Source organism: Legionella yabuuchiae (assembly GCF_900640115.1).
GTDB lineage: Bacteria > Pseudomonadota > Gammaproteobacteria > Legionellales > Legionellaceae > Legionella_A > Legionella_A yabuuchiae.
On record NZ_CAAAIW010000014.1, the window covers coordinates 21,570 to 41,352 of the forward strand.

The window sequence follows — 19,783 nt, forward strand, 5'->3', positions numbered from 1 at the left end:
CCCTGAAAAACATCATTTCTCAATGCATTTTTGTCGTGATCTTTATCATGACAACCCATGTGTAGGGGCTGTAGATGGTGGACTTGGTTGCGCATGAACTATGCGACCATCTGGCTGAGGAAAGAATGTTCCTCGAGTAAACAAAGAAGTGGGTGGCGTAGATGATACGGGCATCCGCAATGGTGAAGGCGCTTTAGGCTGCCAGTATGAACGCGTGCACTCATAAACAAGCTTTAGCAATGGAAATTTTTTAAAATCAATTTTAACGTGACGCTCTAAATGATCTTGCCACTGTTTTATCATCTCGTGATGCTGATGATTTTTTGGCGTTAAACAATACCAAGGGGTCTGCTGTAACGGGTAATCCGGCTGGCAACGTTTTACTTGATGCATTAACGTTAAAACAAGTAGGTATAAAGACACATAGGGATCATAATCTTTACGTGCTCTTTCATTCTCTTGAAGCAGATACTCAAGCTGCTGACTTTGATCAATCAATGGCAAAAAATCTTTTGCTCTTATATGACATAATACCGGTAAAACACAACAATCAATAAACTCTTTTAAGGCTCTGCTTAACCCATAGCGGGCGAGAATTATCTCCATTTTGGTAATGAATGATCGCCGGTGAAATACTGCTTTTTTATTCTCTTCTAAATAATTATGCAACATGGCTGACAGAAGCGTATTATTATTATCAAACAAGCACTTCAAGGAGGCATTCAATTGCTGACCAAACCGCTTATGTGGTGACGCTAAATGAGCATTAATTAACCGCAATATACGTGGCGGATCAGATAAAAATATCTCTGCTGGATTGGCTTCATTATATAAATAAGGATTTATATCAAGTTCATCTTTGCGCTCATAAGCCCCTAAACTATCAACGATAGGATAGCTTTCTTGATTTTCTTTGCCACAAATCACATGCATCGTGGTACCTAAGAAATCTCTGCTTTTAGCGTCTTCGGCTAAAGCATCCAAGACACTTTGATTCGGAAGTATCTTTTTAGATACGATATCCAATTCAATGTATGACACGACCGTTGCGTCACTACCATCCTCTGATTTTTCAAACTCTTCGATAATCACCCTTAACAGAGAATGATCCTGATTACCTTGTGTGGATACTTTTTCCAAGCCAAGTTTAAATAAGAACCGCTGTAATTGGTTTAAATCAACATTGAATAGAATACAATCTAAATCCGTTAGTTTTTGATGTTCAATTAACTTCAAAATTGAACTACCCGTCAAAATTAAAGGCATACCCAAATGCTCCAGAATACTAGAGCAAAGCGTTTTAAAAGGTTTAGGCAGCGCTTGTTTTTGTAGCCAATATTTTGTTTGCGATCCGTATAATTGTTGACACTCCTTGGCAATACGTTCCTGGTCATCAATTACATAACACCATAATTTTTCTTTCTCCGGAATGGCTGCTGGCTCAGAATTTGCCTGTTCTATAGCCAACACAGTTGTTGATGCAGCAGGGTTGAGCATCTTCTCAGCACCAGACGCGCGAGCAGCTATCTCATCCTCCTGGGAAATAGTAACGTCATCAGAGGATGGTTGTTCAGAAGAGATAGCCGCAGCCGCAGCAGCATCTCGCTTAGAATCTGCTTTTCTACGGTGTTTCTTTTTGAATCTAGGCAATGACATACTACTTTTTTGATCGCTATGAGTGTCTTTAGCGCGGATAAGTTGGGACTCTAATGCATGCTGATAAGCTAAATAGCTCTCAAACTGTATTAAATTTTTAATTTGTTCTCGTTCATCATCTGAAATATTCAGCTCGTTAAAAATGTTGGATAGCATAAAATACAGATCAATCAATTCTTTATGCCTTTCCTCACCAATATGACTTTCTAGCCCTTCACAAAATGGCTCAAGCGATGAATATAAAACCCCAAGAAAAACGTGTTTAAAATAATCTGTTGCGGCTGGATTTAACATTAACCCACTAAAAAGAGTTGATATTGCTTTTAAATTTTCAAAGTGCTTTTTATCTGGCAAGGTTTTTCTGATACTAAGTGCATGCAGAAAATCGATTAACTCAAGAAACGAAGAAAATGGACGCTTTAATTCTTTAGGCATTTTTATTTTCATTTCATTCATTTCTTGTTTAATGAATGATTGAAATAATGGCCATGTATCCATCCGCTCTATTTTGAGCAAATAAATTGCAATAAAAAAACAAAATTTATAAGTCAACAAATCGAGGTTGTGCTTATTGAATAAATTATCTTGATATATAGGTTTATCCTCGACACTCAACGTTTGTTCAAAATCCTGGAGACCGTTTTTTATGTTTTTTGCTAGCCAGTGCAGTATCTTTAAATGATAAACAGAGCGCTCTGATAAAAGAGCTTGTCCCCCGAATAAACGCTGTATCATATTTTGCATAGTATCAACCACATCAAGCACTTGATAGAGCACTCCTAACGGTCCATGCTGATATAGTAGATGAAGTAAAGACGGGACAATCGCTGGATATTTACTTAATAAGTTCATGGGAATGCTTTTTGGCAGTAAAAACATTCGTCCATAACTATTGGCAAGTTGACTTGGTGAGTAATGAAGAAATGGGTGCTGAAAGCCATTATGCGTCAATCTGTTCATCATATCATTTAACACAAGATAAAAAGCTGAGATGCGATCATTATCTAAGGTGGGGATACTTGTCTCATATTGGTTAAAAGCATCAATAATCTTTGCAACCATTGCCAACTGATACACATTAAAAATTGCTTTGCCATTTAAATAATTACTGTTTACAACAGAAAAGTTTCTTAATATCAACCAATGTTCAGTCAATAAATCTAAATGCAGCAACATAGGCCGCGGCTCAGGAGTCTCAATTAATTTAGTTTTGCTATTAAGTAGAAGTAGTAATTCATTTTGTACGGCTTTATATTTACAATGGGAAAGAATTTTTAAGGCAAGGATACTGTGTAAACTCACCAATAAATAATGTCTTGTCCATCTAAGAGATTGACCAATAGTTGAAAAATCTGATTCCTCAATATACCTTCTAATCAAAAAAGGCGTATTAAGCGACGTATTATTTAAATTTTTAATCGCGAATTGATAGACAAAAAACCTTACCCCATTATCTTTAGTTTGCCCATGTGTGTACGCCGTATTAAACAAAAATGTTTTAAATGTTGAGAAATCGGTTGTATCTATATCTTGGGGCGGGGGTTCTATTTCTGCAAAAATACATATTAACGCATCATAACAAACCAATTGATTTAGAAACTCATATAATAATTCGGTGTCATTTTTTTGCATTTCTTGCAACAAGCAGAACAGTCGCTTGAAGAGAGCGCGCTTTTTGTGTTGGTAATCTGGAAAAAATTCAATGGACGACCCAACATTAATACGAAAAACGCTTAAATAATTGTACATCGCGATGATGAGTTGCCAAATTTTTTCTATTGGCATATCGCTCTGTTTACTGGTTTTTTTTATATCAATAAAAGATTGTGAGAGAGGAGGCAAAACCACCTGGGTTGGCTCTTCAGTTTTAGAAGCGGCGATTATTTGTTGCAAAAGCCTTGCAATATCTAGTATTAAATGAGTGGTTATATTCCGTTGCTCATCGGTCAGTCTTAACGATTCAAACATTTACTTCGCAAACAAATACAAAAAAGAACAATTATACCTTATTTTAAACAAACCTTAAACTGCACAGACGAGTAAACTCGCGGGTTACGCATAATAAGCGTTAAAATAACGTTACGGTGTAGCCTCTAGAAATTCACTGTATAATTGCTAAATGAACTTATGTTTGAACACTGTTATTAGAAACAAACAAAAACCTCGAGAGATAATTGTGCGCCTAAAACACTGGATAAAACTGATTTTCTGGATAGCTCTTTTTCAACTCATAGGATTTTTATTGGGGATATTAACGCAAGCTAACCTCCATCCATGGTATGAGAGTCTTCATAAGTCGTCCTTAACACCTCCGGGCGTAGTATTTTCTATTGCTTGGGCTGTTTTGTATATCCTGCTCGCACTCATTGCTTGGATTTTATCAAATCAGGATAAAGAATCATTTAAACCAGTCAAGTATCTGTTTGCGTTGCAAATGTTGATGAATTGGACTTGGACAATGCTTTTCTTTCAATTCCACTGGTTAGCATTTAGTGCCGCTTGGCTTATTGTCTTAACCTTCATCAACTGTATTTTGATGGTGAACGGTATGAACAAGCACAAAATCGTTGGTTTGTTATTAATTCCATATGTACTCTGGCTTATGTTTGCATCTTATCTCAATCTATTTATCGCTCTCACGAACTAAAAAAATGACGAGGCTTATCGCCCCTGCTGATTGTTGCTTGTAACGAGCTACAGAAATCGGGCATTTCTTGATTAATAAATAGCTTGAACGAAAAGAACATTTTTGTTAGTTTTACCCAACTTATCAAATTATATTCATTTATGTTTAAAACAAAAGATCTCAATAAGCTCAACGATTTTTTCGATAAGACGCCAATATTAGTGGATGGCTATCAAGCGGAAATGGTCGAACAAACGGGCAACAATTGCAAACTGATAGCTATTTATAATGCACTTCAAGTGTTATTAAAACAAAAATATCCACATTTATCTGATAGAAAAATTCAAGCACTCCACGCTAGACGACTTTATACGTTAGATAAGATGACGATGTTAGATCACAAAACCGATATGTCCCAATTAGCCATTGCAAATCGGCAGGGTTCTCTGATTGGTGAGTTATATGGAATAGAAGCAATCGAAGGAATATTAAAAGCAAACATGTTAAATCCTAATTGCTTAAGTTTTGACAGTAAAGCTGCCTATGCAGAAGGACTAAAATCCCAACTAAAAGATCATAACTTACCCGCAATAGTTTTTTTTGATGCAGGATTTGACAAATTCTCCAGCCCTGCCTTTTATAAAGGCAAAAGAGAACATGGGGCTGTTGCACTAGGATATGGAGAAAAGGATGGCAAGACATGCATTGTATTATTTCATAGAAATCAATACATTGTTGTTTCTTTTGATTTATTGGTCGATTCAACATTTCAATTACAAGAACATTGTCCAGAAAGGTTCTATCGCTTTTGGCAATTTAAACAAAAAGAACCTCAAAACATTCAAATGCTCAAACTTTACAAAGACCTACACGCCGAAGTGCCTCCTTTGATTGAAAAAAAACAAAAGAGTCTTATTCGACTTCAAGCAAGGTATATTGTCAATAAAAGTTTAATTAATGCATTAGAAATATTGGGTGAAACTCCGTCGCCATACTATGAAAAACTTAGTACAAACCAATCAAAAACAGAAAAGAAAATCAATAAAACAAGGCTATGGCTAGATACATGGATTCCAGCAAATAGCGCAGCCCCAAGAGCGTTTGATGATAGCTATGTGTTAAGCGGCTTGGTTTCTATTAACCCAAAAAAACATACTCCATTACGCGCAACTTTTTTCGCGCCAAAAAATCCAAAAGCGATAGCGACCAAAAGTTCTTCGGATCCTGCACTGAGTTCGCAACCGCCAACTCAGAGAACATTTTAACGAACTGAGAAAGAGTCGCCGCTTGAGAGCTTGCAGTAGCTCAAACTTTATCTGACCGTTGCCAGTTTTTCAGAAGTATCTTTTAGGTCAAATTCAGTTGATCAATTTTCCTTCCAGATTTATTTGCCATCAATCTATACCCGCAGTGTCTATTGCCGTATTGCTACGGATAGGAGGCACTATGAGATCTTTTCGGTTCAGATGCCGAGACTTTGCCGGCATCATCATTAGCTGCAAGGAATGTTCGTTTAGGTTTAAACAGTGTGACAGCGGTGCAATAAGGTTCAGTTCGTTCTGCACTGAGTGCAGAAGTCGCTGCAGGCAAGAATACAGAGGCAGCCGCCCTTCTACTATCACTACTTTCTTCAACTGCCCTTAATTCATGGGCGTTGTCATCATGTTCATTTGCTGTAAATTCTTGAGAAATAACGGTAGGACTTTTAAATAAGCTCAGTTCATGAAGTGCACTAGAAGCACCTGCAACAAAAACCGATGCCCTATCTGCAGTAATTCCCGCACGATATTCTCTTTTTGCTGCAGGTGCTGAGTCTGTGCTAGCTTGGGCACTAGCAGCATGCGATTGACGCAACTCAAGATAGGCAGAATTTGCCCGCTCAAGAGCTATGGCATCGGCTTTTAAATCGTTTTGAGATTCAGCAAAAATCAAGCTGCTATCCACACTTTTAAACGCTAGAATATAGGCAATTTTGTTTTCACGAAAACGCATTGCACGGCCAGCAGATTGAGTGAATTCACTAGGATTATCTGTTTGTAGATAAATCACCCACTCAACCGCTTTATCGCTATAACCAATTTTAGCCATGCCTTTACATATCAGAATATTAGGGCTGCCGGGTTTACTGGCTTTAAATCTTGTTAAATTAGCTTGAGCATCAGGTTCATCCGAATTAATCTCGTAACACTTGATCCCTTTAGTATCCAATGACTGCTTGAGCATGCTTGAATATGATATATTTTGGAGATTGTCATTATTCGGTATATAAATGATCCCTTTTGAATCCTTCAGTTTCTTTCCATTTGGCGTTATTTGCTCAAGAATTGTGGGCATCATTTTTATGACGTCTAACACGGCCTGCAAACCATAGTCGCTACCAAAATAATCTAGAATACAAGGAGCTAAGACATTATCTTGAATGGCCTGTTGACGGCTGTATTCAAGTTTTAATACCCCAGGCTTTTGCCAGAATTTCTCTTTCCGACAGGGGGTTGCAGTTAAACCGGCAATAAACGTACTGGTTGCATTTGCATGGGTGGTGCTGAACATTTTAACTAGTCTACGCTGCAAATGCGCCTCATCTATCAACAACATGGCTGGGGTTTTATATCGGTCAATTGCTGGGTGCTCTTGATGATTCTGTATCATCTGATAGCTATTTTGACAAAATATTAACACGCATGGCTTGTTGTCTAGCGATCGATTGAGTATCAATGTTTCAGGACTCACTGAATCTACCCTGCCGTCTACTTTGATTATCTGACTCTTATTTACAGGATACTCTTCGGGAAGTGTCTCAAGCACACCCATAAAATCTTCATAGGCTTGTTGAACCAACTGTTGATAGGGCGTCACAATCACGATAGGTCTTTTTGTACCTGTAAGTAGAGCTGCGATGGCAAGATAAATTTGGATAAACGTTTTACCAGTTCCTGTTGCCATAATGAGGTTGGCAACGATGTTATCTTGAGTCAGATGAGGATTAAACTGTTGCAAAAGTTCTTTTTGGTAGGGTCGCAAATTACAATGGTCCATTATATTATTTATTTGCTTGCCTAGCTCAATTAAAAATTCTGCTTCGTTTAAATCGGGGAGACAAGCCATACTGTTATAAGATATTTTGTTCGCTACAGCATGTGTTCTCATTAAATCAGTTGTTTTATTATGATTAAGAAGTCGTTCATATCTTTCAACATTACTTTGAATAAGGGTTGTTAGAGTATTATGAACTCTACCCACCAGTTGTTGATGCATTTGTGATAGCCGCTCATACCCATTGCCAAATAACTCTTCTACGCTGGTGTGGCATAAGGAATCAGCCTTTTTGACATGTTTACTGCATAGGCTTTGTAAACTTGCACGACGTATACCAAATTCAGAACTGTTTAACACCTTATAGCCCGAAAGCTCCTCTTTGGAGTCAGCGAAGAGCATCGATAGAATGAGTTGCATAAAGTAGTCTTCACCCCACATGTTGTTCGCTGAGGCGGGATAAAAAGGCAGTAACCAATGAGCAGAACTGCTGCTTAAATTTTTAGCAATGGCTTCAAGGTTTAGCATAAAGATTTTAGAGCCTAACTCCCCAGGCCGATTTGGTCGTAAACGTTGGTGTGTGAACGTTGCTAAGCTTACACAAGCTGCTTTATGAGTTTTGGACTGTGCTGCAAAAATGTCAAAAAATTTTGGCCAAGATGGTAAGGCTTGAGAAGCATGAATACTGATGAGATTATCATCCAACATGATGGCATGCTCTGTTCGAATCTCCCTATTTAGATACATAGCGACATAAAATGCAGCAATTCGACGACTGTTCAAGAGCCCTAGTATTTCGTATTCACCATGCGCCAATGAACGTATTTTTTTTAGCTCTAAAAAATCAATTCCAATTTGTAAATATTGTTGAATTTGTTCAAATTCTTCTGTAGTACCAACCAGAATAATACGAACATTTGAATCGACTCTGTTATCAATTTGAGGGATATAAGCCTCTTCTTTACGACCAGAAAAAATAAAGATGAGCCGATCTGTTCCAGCAATATTAGGATGGTGAGTATGTAAATCGAGATCTATCTCCAGATCATCATATCGACTAGTTGAAAAAGGTATTTTCTTTCTTAGAGACTGGCTGATTGGGGTAAGGCTTTTTATTTGTGTAAGATTCAGTTTATTTTCATTAAATATTGCAATTTCGGGATCAATGGCATGTTCATGACGTTGATATGATCTCTCTGGCAGCAGAGGTATCTTTCCTCCTAAATATTTACTGCTAATCCCTGCAAGAACTTCTTGAGAGGCATGATTGGTGGCTTCAAAAAATTCGTCTGCAGCAGCCTGCTCTAGCAACGCTTTTTGTTCGGTTTTAAGCCGCTCTTCTTCAGGAAATAATTCTAAAGCCGTTGTAAACCCATATTTACAAGCCAAATCAGATGCAGTTTGACCTATTTTATTTGTTATGGATGAATTGACGTTGCCGTCCAGCAATGCCTTGACAATTTTGAGGCTTGACTCATGGTGTGATGCCAACATTGACGCAAAATGTAGTGCGGTGTCACCTGTTTTTGAGACAGCATTTACATCAATGGTTTGATGTTTTAGTAGTAACTGGACCATATCAAGATTGGCATTTTTGACAGCGAGGTGCAATACAGTATGGTCAAATTTATTAGGTTGGTTTAAATTCGCGCCCTGTGCAATAAGATATTCAGCCAATTTAATATTTCCCTGGGCAACCGCGATATGTAGTGCTGTATTATTTTCTGATCCACTTAACGAATTGATTGGCGCACCTGCTCTAATTAACATTTCTACGATATCGAAGCTATTCTTTTTAACTGCTAAATGCAGTGGGTAATTTCCCCTTATTTTATTTTCTAAATTAACCCCATGTTCAATGCATTGTCTTATGTCGTCTAACGAATTAGTTGAAATGGCGCGTTTAAGTTGTTTAATGAGTTCATTTTGAGCAGCGATTTCAGATTCATTTGCAGGTAATGGTTGGGAAACTATCGAATAGATATTATATGGAGCCATTAATAGCGTATTCGTTGCAGCTTCTAGCAAAGGTGGAGGAGAAGCAGGTGGTCCAGATCGTATGCAATAAGATAATAATTCATGGAGGAAATTGACGTGCAGAGCACTAAACGTACTATCTTGTTTTTTAAATGAAATTGAATCAAATCTAAGATTGGGGTATCTATCTGAAATTTTTTTGAAGTTTTTAACAATATTACCTTTAAATGCAAGTAATAATAACCCTAAACTATCTGCATCCAAGGTATCATCGATAATTTCAAACTCTAAATTTTCAAATGGTGATGATGAAGTTTTATATTGAAAATCATCGGCAGCCAATTCGTTTATGGTAACAACTATTGACATGAATTTTATCACTTTGGTTTTCTTGGTTGCTAAAATTACAGGAAAAACTCACCGCTGTCAAAATATATTACTTTTAGCGTTTTTATACTACACCCAAAAGCCATATAACAAAATAGATTAGGTGGTTGACGTACTTACATGAGCCCTTTGCTTGATCAATATATCCAGAATATAAAAATTAATCTATCCAAGGTTGTTAGGGGCACAATTGCTTGAAGACTCCTCCAGCCTAGAACCCGCTTTTTTTCTGTTAACCCCACCTGCTGGCTGAAAAAATTTGAGATCTTTAGTTGAAGACAAATCTACACCCTCTCTTGTAGCAGATTTTCGTTTAATCGATGCATCCTGAGAGGCGTATGGGGCAATTTTTTCAACAGGAGAAGACTTCAGGAGTTCTCCAAGAATAGGTTTTCTAATCGTCGCTGAATAGTATTCGGCGCTCTTTGGAAATTGGCTAACCAATGAAAATTGCGCACCATATTCTGTCTCCACATCAATCCATTGGTGATCCTCATGAAGATGACAAACGTATTTATCCCCATGCTTACTCATTAATTCCAGAGCATAACGCTGCAATAGGTTAAAATGAAATTGTTGTAAATCGCTAGATAAGATCAGTTGCTCATAAACAGTAAATACTGTTTGCATCTTCTCGCTAACATAGCAGCGAGGCAAGTCTAATTTATGCGCCATCGATAAAATATAATAGCAACAAAGCTTCTCGCGCCGAGATAAGTCCATTGTATTTATTTTGCTGGGATAATCAGGATCACCCATATATTCTATAATTTCAGCTATCAAATCCACTGACTCATGAGAACAACTTTCGGGGAATAAGGCCCAGTAGTTTAAGAAATTTACTTTTGACCTCTTCCGATATTCCTTATACTTCTCGGGATGCTCAATAAATGACACTTCACTTTCACGCCCACTTACACTAAAAGCAGCGGCGATTTTTATCATCTCTTCTAGATTGGTATTCCGAATGAATTGACATTGTGATCGAAAGGCCTCGTCATTTGCATGGATTGCAAAATAATCGATTACTAAAGGGATGTAGCTCATCACACGCTGTGTATGCGCCACCCCATGCACTGGTCTATGAATTTCTGTTTCATCAATCCATATTGAATCGGTTTCGTCTTTATATGGCTTACTCAAATAATTTAAAAACACATACCGTAACGCATGTTGTGACCAATATTCATCTCGATCATAGTCAGGGCTTGATACAATGCGAGCGGCTAGACCTTGCTCTTCTGGTAGATGTACGACTTGTAGACCCGGGGGTAAAATAACCTCATTTTCATCTTGCGAGTCCGAAAGTAAGCTTACGCTAGGATAGATAGGAGGAACCACGTAAAAAATGTATAAATTGTCTGTGGAATCAAAAAAATTTGGATTAATAATGCTGCTGGTGCTAGTCAATGCTGGTAATTTTGTGACTTGTGTTGTCCGATAAGCTAGAATATTTTTTCGCTCGTCCTCATACTCGTAACGTTCTCTACGATATAAGATCAAGTTTTTATCTGATAAAAGAGGGATTATTTCTTCATAATTTTCAGTCATCCGATCATATTCTTCTTGGGAGATGACGTTTCTCGAAAGCGCTTGCATTATCCATTCTTGATAAGAGTTGTATTCTATCTTATCCAATGGTTCTATAGCGCTTATCCTTTTAATTATTTCTTTTTCTCTGGTTAAAATATCCTTACGATGTAAGATACTGGGCAGCATGTTCAATGCATAAGTCACTAAAACGCCAATAAAAAAAACAAATTTAAATGGCTCGTGCTTAAGCAGTGCCTCGGTGTTTTCTGACCATTTCTCTCCCCTGAAAAACTCATTTATTCCAGAATAGTACTCCAGCGTATAAATAAAAATCGCTTTTTTTAATACTTGCGGCAAATAATTTAGCGCACTAATTGAATCTGAAGCTTCTAAGAACGGCTTTATGTTATTTTGTTTCATGAAGTCATCCAGCAACGCATTTAACTTACTCCATAAAGCATCGGAGGTTTCATCGGAAGGCATTAATTGAGTCAAATTTGCATTTTTAAATAACAAACTTAAATTCACTTCCTGTTTAACTTGCATGTCTTCATTAAGCTCAAAAATCACATACTCGTTTATTCGTTCATCGTACTCAAACCGAAATAAGTGGGGATTATCTATAAACGCATCTATCAGTGCCTGTAAATACCTCGTTGATGAGTTATAAATTAATGGTCCGTTCGACATGTATACGGATTGTTGGTAAGTATTGATGCTGTTTAGAAAAACCTGTTGGTTTAGTGAGGGCGTCACCTTAAGACCAAAGACCTCAACAATTAATTTTTGCGCATCATTTACTCTCACGCTTAACTCTGGGCGCTCGTTGAAAGCCTGTTGAACCTGTTTAAGTAAAATCTCAGAATAAGGAGGGGTTGACGTTAAGGAAGTTAATGCGGCCCCAAGTGCTTCAAGATACTGAATGTGTGTGTCTTCATTCAAATCAAACCCATAAGACAAAAACACATCTGGATAATGCATTAAAAAATTAAATAATTCGGGCGTTCGCTTCGATTGAAATTGAGAAAAGTGAGAGAGCATACTCAAAAAAGATTCACAACGATACTCGTGATTCGTATTTAGATAAAAAGCAAACTCATATAATTGATGATTTTCTTCTGAATAAGGATAACCTCGCTGAAATAAATCATTAAAAATTATGGTTTCACTGTAATATTTGTTCTGGTCAGTCAACACCGAATACAAAAATGCATGACTAGATGGAGTGTATTGAAAACCGGATTGTGCCAAGTTAATCACATATAAGTCGTTGGGATACTCCCTCAACAAGAAGTAGATTGATTTTGTTTCTTCTGAATAAAAACATCCTATCTTATAGAGTGCTTCAAGCAACCGTAAGCTTTGGTTAACAAGCGATACGGTCACGCCAGTGATAGTTAGAGCTACACAATTATAACTAGGTTGAATCAGAGTATTATAAATCGAATGTTGTTCCTTGCCATATAAACAACCTAGCTTTCTAAGCAATTCAAATATCTTCGGGGTATCCTTTGCACCAAGGAGTAATTTTTTATAAAAATCTTTTTTCTCTGGGACTAATGGCCCTATTTCTTGGAGAATGCGGAATGTTTCTCCTAGCTGTTCGACCGAAGCCTCGCTTTTCATTGCTTCAATATATAAAAAATGCCCCTCTGGCTTGCTCAAACAAAATCCGTATTGATGGACTTGTTGAAATATCGCGCCAAACTTATCCGCGTTCATATGATAAGGTATGGCATTGCAATAAATTAATTTATTTTCTTGATAATCAGGAATCAACTTTTTCAATATTCTCATCACTTTCAAAATATTGAGAGAACCGCCAGCCGAAGTCTTTCTAAAGTCAAGAAGTGTTTGGTATAAATCCTTGGTATCTAAGGAATAAGAGAACCCTGCTTGAAAGAGTTGTTCGATATCTTGCAATAGAGCTGAATCAAACCAATACTCTAAGATTAAAGTGAGTAATTGCCTACGCTGCTCTAGCTCTGGATATAATCGATTGATGAGTTCAAATAGTTTATTGATATCTTTTTCGTCTGCCTGAGAGCAAGTGATGTTAACGTATAAACTATGATTTAATGAAGTATTAGAAAAACCATTCACGCTTAATAAGGTAAGCATCTTACCTATAAAATCTGGAGTTTTTCTACCCCTAAGAAACTTTCTAATGATTCTATCGAATAATGCATGGTTTTCTCTTGAATAAGTTATGCCTGCTTTTTTAAGCTCAGTGAGCACTTCGGGAATGACAACAACGTCTTGCTTATCCCTTAAGTGGTTGCGCGAACCGCGCCTATTTAAAAGCGAATAGCTTATTTCTGAACTGAGCATTTGAACAACCATATGATGAATAGGAAGCGTTTCAAGTGAGAGCGGAAATAAATACAAAACAGTTAGAAAACAGCGCTTAAGTCTCGAGTTCTCAAAATCTTGAAGCAGAGATGCAATTCTTTCATAGTACTTGCGTGTTATATCAACATCTCCGTACCTTACAAAATTTTTATAAATTAGATGATAGAGTTCGCTTTGAGAAATCTGATTCGGTAAAGCTGTTTTATCATAAAAACATTCCAAGCTATGGAGAATTTTTAAAAGAGGCTCAATAGTTTCTACCTTTAAATTATGCCGAATAGCTTCTATGTAAAAGGAAACACTTTCCTTAGAATAGGGAACATATCGATTGAGACAAGTCAGTAGATTTGATAAACCTTGTGGTCTGACTGAAGACCTCCATGCAACCTCATAGAGAGGAGTCACACTATATTGCTTTGCTATATCGCTATATTCCAATGCGTCGGTTTTATCGAAGATATGAGAATATTTGGGGGGAAACACAAGCACTCCAAAAAACAGTGATCAATGTCTTAAACATTTTTGTGATGATTCGGTAATCCCCCCATTATTAACTGAAACCAAAAGTAGAGACTATGCTACCAGTTTCAATTTTTGTCTGGGTGGTATTCCTCCAATTGCTGTATTAGGCCGCTCATTATTGTATGACCATAACCACTGTGTAGCCATATCCTGAACTTCGTCAATGGTACAAAATAAATACTGGTTTAACCAGTCATATCTAACCGTCCTGTTATAGCGTTCAACATAAGCATTTTGCTGAGGATTGCCTGGCTGAATGAACAATAGAATAGTGTTATTTTATGCTTCTCAGCCCATTGAGCGAGTAAATGGCTAATGTACTCTGGGCCATAGTACATTTGTAGTGGCTTTCCTCGCCATTCAATAATTTAATCAAGCGCTCTAATAACACGCTCAGCAGGCAAAGAAAAATCAACGTCAATAGCAAGTCCTTCGCGATTGAAATCATCAATAACATTAAATAATCGATAATTACGGCCATTCTGTAGCTGATCATGCATAAAATCCATTGACCAACATTCATTTATCGACTGAGGCACTGACAGTGAATCAGGCTTTTCCCTAATTAACCGTTTTCTGGGTTTAATACGCAAGTTCAACTCCAGCTCCCTATAAATTCGATACACACGCTTATGGTTCCATTTGAGGCCTTTAACATTGCGTAAATATAGAAAGCAAAGACCAAAGCCCCAGTTACGGTTATTTTGAGTCAGACGCAATAACCAGTCAGCAATGACAGCATTTTCGTCATTCAATTTTAATTGATATCGATAACAGGTTTCGCTGATACTAAATAACCAACATGCCATCCTAATAGAAACGGATTTTTTGTGCACCACTTTTTCAGCAAGCTCTTTACGTCTTGATGGCTTTGTTACTTTTTTCAAGTACTTCACGAAGTATTTCAGATTTCAAGCGCTCCTCGGCATACATCTTTTTTAGTCGATTGTTTTCAGCTTCGAGCTCTTTAAGACGGGTCATCATAGACAAGTCCATTCCACCGTACTTGGCACGCCATTTATAAAACGTCGCGGAACATAAGCCATGTTCACGACATAACTCAGGTACTGGAATACCAGCTTCGCTTTGTTTGATAATCGACATGATCTGACTATCACTAAATTTTGATTTTTTCATGCAGAATCTCCTGCGTGTAGATTACGAGAAAACTCTACTTTTGGCATCAATTATTTTGAGGGGGGATTACCATACCACGCAATTTGACAATGCCAAAGAGTGCGTGAATTGAAGCCACTATATCCAACTATAAAAGACTTGGACTTTGGCCATTTTGAAATAAAGTCCGTTTTTTGTTCTGCCGTTTCAACAGTGAAGTTCCTCTGTTGCACTTCACTGTTGGTGCAGCGTGGTTATAAATTCCCTAATGAATTTGAAAAAGAACCGATGTGGTCAACAGTGGTTGTGTAACAGGTTTGTCGCACTTTAATTGACCACATCACAGCTAAGCGGGGCTACCGAGGTGACTTCGTTGGTCTACTCACATGATTGATTCCGAATAAAACTGAAGATATGATAAAAAAGATCGTCGTATCTTCGACCCAAAGATTGCAAATGGAAAAAATAATGAGAACTCTATTTCTAGTCATGGCTATGCTATTATCTTTTGTGTCCTTTGCAACAACCTTAATGATTGGTAGCTCTCCCTTAAACCCTCCTTTTGAAACGTTAGCAGAAGCACCGAATCAATTTTATGGTTTTGATACGGATCTGATGATGGAAATCTGCAAGCGCACACAAAATAATTGTCAGTTTAAATCGGTTCGCTTTAATGATTTATTTGCTCAAATTAACACGAAGAAAATTGATCTCGCTATTTCAGCAATCATTATCACACCTGAGCGACAAAACAATTTTCTTTTCAGCATCCCCTATTTACAAAGTTCGGCCCGGTTTTTAACGCTCAATAGTTCTCCCGCAAAAGATATAAATAACTTAGTGAATAAAAGAATTGGTGTTCGTTTAGGGACCCCTTTTAAAGCATTAGCCTTCAAGCTATTTAAAAACAATGTCACCATTGTTGAATATCCATTCACTGCTGATTTATTAGACGGATTAGGAAAGCGTGAAGTTGATGCTGTGTTAATGGATGCGCTTGCCGTAGAGTATTGGGCGTTTAATAATAGCGATAGTTACAAGCTTTTAGATAATCAATTTCCTTTGGGAAATGGTTATGGGATCATGGCATCTCTAGAAAACAAAGAACTCATAGCAAAGGTTAATCAAGCTTTAAAAGAAATAGAAGCAGATGGCACTTATACTAAGCTATATAAACAATATTTTACTTTGTAGGGGCATTCTACTAGGCAACGGATGAGTCTATATACGTTGCCTAACTCCAAGTAGATTCTTATTTGAATTTAAAAAAAAATTACTATGGCAACCAAGCATTTAGTAAGACAGGAATTTATTAACTTTTAAACTCGAGAAAAGCATACAACGAGGCAAGAGTTTCCTTCATTTTTTCAACCGATTTTGGTGCAACAAAAATAGTATCATCTCCAGCAATAGTACCTAATATATCAAAATTATTATTATCAATAATTCTTGCTATCAAGCCTGCTGAACCTGGGCTTGTTTTAACAATAATCATCATTTCATTGGCTGAAATTGCAAGTATCAATCCGGATAAATTAACATTCATAGTCGGAGGTATAACATCATGTGGCAAATGATAAACCATTTCTCCTTGAGAGTTTTGTGTCTTCACGGCGTTAATTTTTTTTAATAACCGCGATATTTGAGGCTGGCTTACAATATGCCCTTTGCTTTCGAGAGCACTACAAATCGTGGCTTGTGTTGAAGCTGCGCCCCCGCGCGACAGCAAATTTTTCAAATCACTCTCTAACTGTTTATTCGTCCTCATACATTACATCAAATAAAGAACCAATCACATAATTATACACGTTATTAGATAAAACATGAATAAATATATTGACTATGGATTTTGTTTCGTTATTATTTGAAGCTCAAGTTTTTATCAGCAAGCAGTGAATCTGCTCATTTTATTTTATTATGGAGTTGCGCCAACATGTCTCGAGAAAAAATTGTATTAGCTTATTCTGGTGGCCTGGATACATCAATTGCGATAAAGTGGTTTCAAGAAAAATATAATTATGATGTGATTGCAGTAATTGGCGATTTAGGCGAAGGGAAAAACCTCGATTCTATTAAGCAAAAAGCCTTAAATACAGGAGCGATAGCCTGTTATGTAGTAGATCTTAAAAAAGAGTTTGCAGATGAATATTTATCTAAAGCACTTAAAGCAAATGCACTCTATGAAGGCGTCTACCCTCTTATTTCCTCTTTGTCTCGTCCCTTGATCTCTAAGAAATTGATAGAAATTGCCAAAAAAGAAAACGCCAACATAGTTTCACACGGTTGCACTGGAAAAGGAAATGATCAGGTTAGATTTGATGTGTCGCTTAACACTTTAAAACCAGGTATAAAAATCATTGCCCCAATGCGGGACTTTCCAATGAGCCGTGATAATGCTATACGATACGCCCAAGAGCATGGTATTGAATTACCTATCCAGCTTGATAACCCTTTTAGTATTGATAAAAACCTATGGGGTAGAAGTTGTGAGTGCGGGGTACTTGAAGATCCGTGGATTGAAGCCCCTGAGCATGCTTATGAATTGACCGTTTCACCTGAAAATACGCCAGAAAAAGCAGAAATTATTGAAATCACCTTTGAAAAGGGCCTTCCTGTTTCCCTAAGCAACAAAGTGCTCCCGTTAGAAACACTTGTTTCCGAACTAAACAAAATAGCAGGTGCTCATGGCGTAGGTCGTATTGATCATCTTGAAAACCGTTTGGTTGGCATTAAATCACGTGAGATTTACGAAGCTCCAGCCGCTCTTACGTTGATTAAAGCGCATCAGGCTATTGAGTCTTTGTGCCTAACCCGCGATGTTGCCTTATTTAAACCAATAATTGAGCAAAAATTTTCAGCGATGGTATACGAGGGGCTGTGGTTCTCCCCCTTATTTGATGCGGTTAATGCCTTTATTGATGAAACACAAAAAAATGTTTCAGGCACGGTTCGCGTTAAATTATTCAAAGGAAATGCTTCTGTGATTGGCAGGAAGTCTGAAAAATCACTTTACCAGCATGCGCTTGCAACTTATGAAAAAGGCGATACATTTGATCACCAGGCTGCTGTTGGATTTATTAAAATTTTCGGCTTACCCCTTGCAGTCAATTCAACGGTTAATGCTGAGTACCAATTATGAAGCTCTGGGGCGGCCGCTTTAACAAAGCCACAAATCAATTAGTAGATGAATACAATGCATCGATATCATTTGATTATCAACTGGCAGAATACGATATTCAAGGAAGTCTTGCCCATATTGATATGCTGGCAAAGTGCTCAATCATTACAGCGGAAGATGCCAAGATTATTCGAGGAGGCTTACTGTCTATTCTTGACGAAATCCGGGCGGGTCAAGTGTCATTTCGCCAAGAGGACGAAGACATTCACATGAATATTGAGCGCCTTTTGCACGAGAAAATAGGGACTACTGCTGGCAAATTACATACAGGTCGTAGTCGAAATGATCAGGTTGCATTAGACGTTCATCTCTATTTACGCCACCAAATTATCGAAATTATCAGTTTATTGTCAGAATTGCTTAATGTAATTCATACCATAGCGAGCACTCATGTCGATACTTTTTTGCCCGGCTATACTCATCTGCAGCGTGCGGAACCACTTCGCTTCGCACATCATATGCTTGCATATTTTAATATGTTTAGCCGCGACGTAAGCCGTTTGCGCGACAGCTTTTCAAGAGTAAATCAAAATCCATTAGGGGCTGGAGCCCTCGCGGGTAGCGGTATTGCTGTTGACCGCGAATACGTAGTCAACGCGCTTCATTTTGATGGGATGTATACCAACAGCCTGGACGCTGTTAGTGATAGAGACTTCGTAGTGGAGTTTTTAGCAAATGCCTCGCTCATTATGATGCACATCTCTAGACTAAGTGAAGAAATTATTCTCTGGAGCACACAGGAGTTTTCATTCGTGCAACTCGATGATGCCTTTTGCACTGGTAGCAGTATGATGCCGCAGAAAAAAAATCCTGATATTTGTGAGCTTGCTCGTGGTAAAACAGGCCGTGTTTACGGTGCGTTGATGGGGTTGTTGACCGTACTTAAAGGCTTACCGCTTGCGTACAATAAAGACATGCAAGAAGACAAGGAAGGTTTATTCGATACGGTCAATACACTTGTAAAAACCCTTACGGTCTATATTCCCATGCTTGCCTCGATGCGCGTCAATAAAGATATCATGTGTAAGGCCACGGAAAACGATTTTTCTAATGCTACTAATTTAGCAAATTACCTCACACAAAAAGGCATTACCTTTAGAAGTGCGCACGAAATAACCGGGAAAATTGTTCTACATTGCATCGATAATGACAGGCTTCTAAAAGATCTTCCCCTAAAAGAGTATCAAAAATTTTGTGAACACATTGAAGAAGACATTTATAAGTCGTTGACCGTTGAGGCTGTTATAGAAGCGCATCGGGCCGTTGGAGGCACGTCAAAACAAAGCGTCGAGAATCAGCTTTTAGCATGTAGGCAGGTGCTAGATGATATTGAGCTTTGGATTAAACATCACCAATCTTTTCAGGGTGCAGTATAAATCGACGTCAAGATAAGGGGTGCTTTT

The 19,783-nt window shown here is 37.7% G+C and carries 9 protein-coding genes and 1 pseudogene; 5 read left to right on the forward strand and 5 right to left on the reverse strand.

All coding sequences use genetic code 11. The features are described 5' to 3' along the window. Positions 1 to 45: 45 nt before the first annotated feature. Complete coding sequence (locus E1O47_RS06760) at positions 46 to 3,624, reverse strand: hypothetical protein (RefSeq protein WP_133130506.1); 3,579 nt, start codon at positions 3,622 to 3,624, stop codon at positions 46 to 48. Positions 3,625 to 3,832: 208 nt separating this feature from the next. On the opposite strand from E1O47_RS06760, the gene E1O47_RS06765 reads away from it, so the two are divergent. Together E1O47_RS06765 and E1O47_RS06770 are read left to right on the forward strand one after the other, a co-directional pair. Further along, positions 3,833 to 4,303, forward strand: a complete 471-nt coding sequence (locus E1O47_RS06765) for a TspO/MBR family protein (RefSeq protein ID WP_133130507.1) — start codon at positions 3,833 to 3,835, stop codon at positions 4,301 to 4,303. Between the two features lie 140 nt (positions 4,304 to 4,443). Beyond that, positions 4,444 to 5,547: a hypothetical protein gene (locus tag E1O47_RS06770; RefSeq protein WP_133130508.1), complete on the forward strand. Its 1,104-nt coding sequence runs from the start codon at positions 4,444 to 4,446 to the stop codon at positions 5,545 to 5,547. A gap of 163 nt (positions 5,548 to 5,710) precedes the next feature. On the opposite strand, the gene E1O47_RS06775 is transcribed toward E1O47_RS06770, so the two are convergent. The 3 genes and pseudogenes from E1O47_RS06775 to E1O47_RS06785 form a co-directional block, all read right to left on the reverse strand. Next, positions 5,711 to 9,661: an ankyrin repeat domain-containing protein gene (locus E1O47_RS06775; RefSeq protein WP_133130509.1), complete on the reverse strand. Its 3,951-nt coding sequence runs from the start codon at positions 9,659 to 9,661 to the stop codon at positions 5,711 to 5,713. Between the two features lie 183 nt (positions 9,662 to 9,844). Further along, the gene (locus tag E1O47_RS06780; RefSeq protein ID WP_133130510.1) at positions 9,845 to 14,047 is read right to left on the reverse strand and encodes a SidE phosphodiesterase domain-containing protein; all 4,203 of its coding nucleotides are present in this window, start codon (positions 14,045 to 14,047) and stop codon (positions 9,845 to 9,847) included. 90 nt (positions 14,048 to 14,137) lie between these two features. Further along, positions 14,138 to 15,223, reverse strand: a pseudogene (locus E1O47_RS06785) (IS3 family transposase). A 447-nt stretch (positions 15,224 to 15,670) separates the two neighbouring features. Here E1O47_RS06785 and E1O47_RS06790 point away from each other — a divergent pair. Next, positions 15,671 to 16,396 (forward strand): transporter substrate-binding domain-containing protein, encoded by a 726-nt coding sequence (locus E1O47_RS06790; protein WP_165475059.1) that lies wholly within the window; start codon positions 15,671 to 15,673, stop codon positions 16,394 to 16,396. Between the two features lie 118 nt (positions 16,397 to 16,514). Here E1O47_RS06790 and E1O47_RS06795 read toward each other — a convergent pair whose 3' ends face one another. Then, positions 16,515 to 16,940 carry an arginine repressor gene (locus tag E1O47_RS06795; protein WP_242602040.1) on the reverse strand — a complete coding sequence of 142 codons (426 nt, stop codon included), beginning with the start codon at positions 16,938 to 16,940 and terminating at the stop codon, positions 16,515 to 16,517. 195 nt (positions 16,941 to 17,135) lie between these two features. Here E1O47_RS06795 and E1O47_RS06800 point away from each other — a divergent pair, with 195 nt between their 5' ends. Together E1O47_RS06800 and argH are read left to right on the forward strand one after the other, a co-directional pair. After that, the gene (locus tag E1O47_RS06800) at positions 17,136 to 18,341 is read left to right on the forward strand and encodes an argininosuccinate synthase (RefSeq protein WP_133130513.1); all 1,206 of its coding nucleotides are present in this window, start codon (positions 17,136 to 17,138) and stop codon (positions 18,339 to 18,341) included. Then, positions 18,338 to 19,756, forward strand: coding sequence for an argininosuccinate lyase (gene argH / locus E1O47_RS06805; protein WP_242602042.1), 1,419 nt, complete (start codon positions 18,338 to 18,340; stop codon positions 19,754 to 19,756). The genes E1O47_RS06800 and argH overlap by 4 nt, the downstream gene beginning before the upstream one ends. The last annotated feature ends 27 nt before the right edge of the window (positions 19,757 to 19,783 follow it).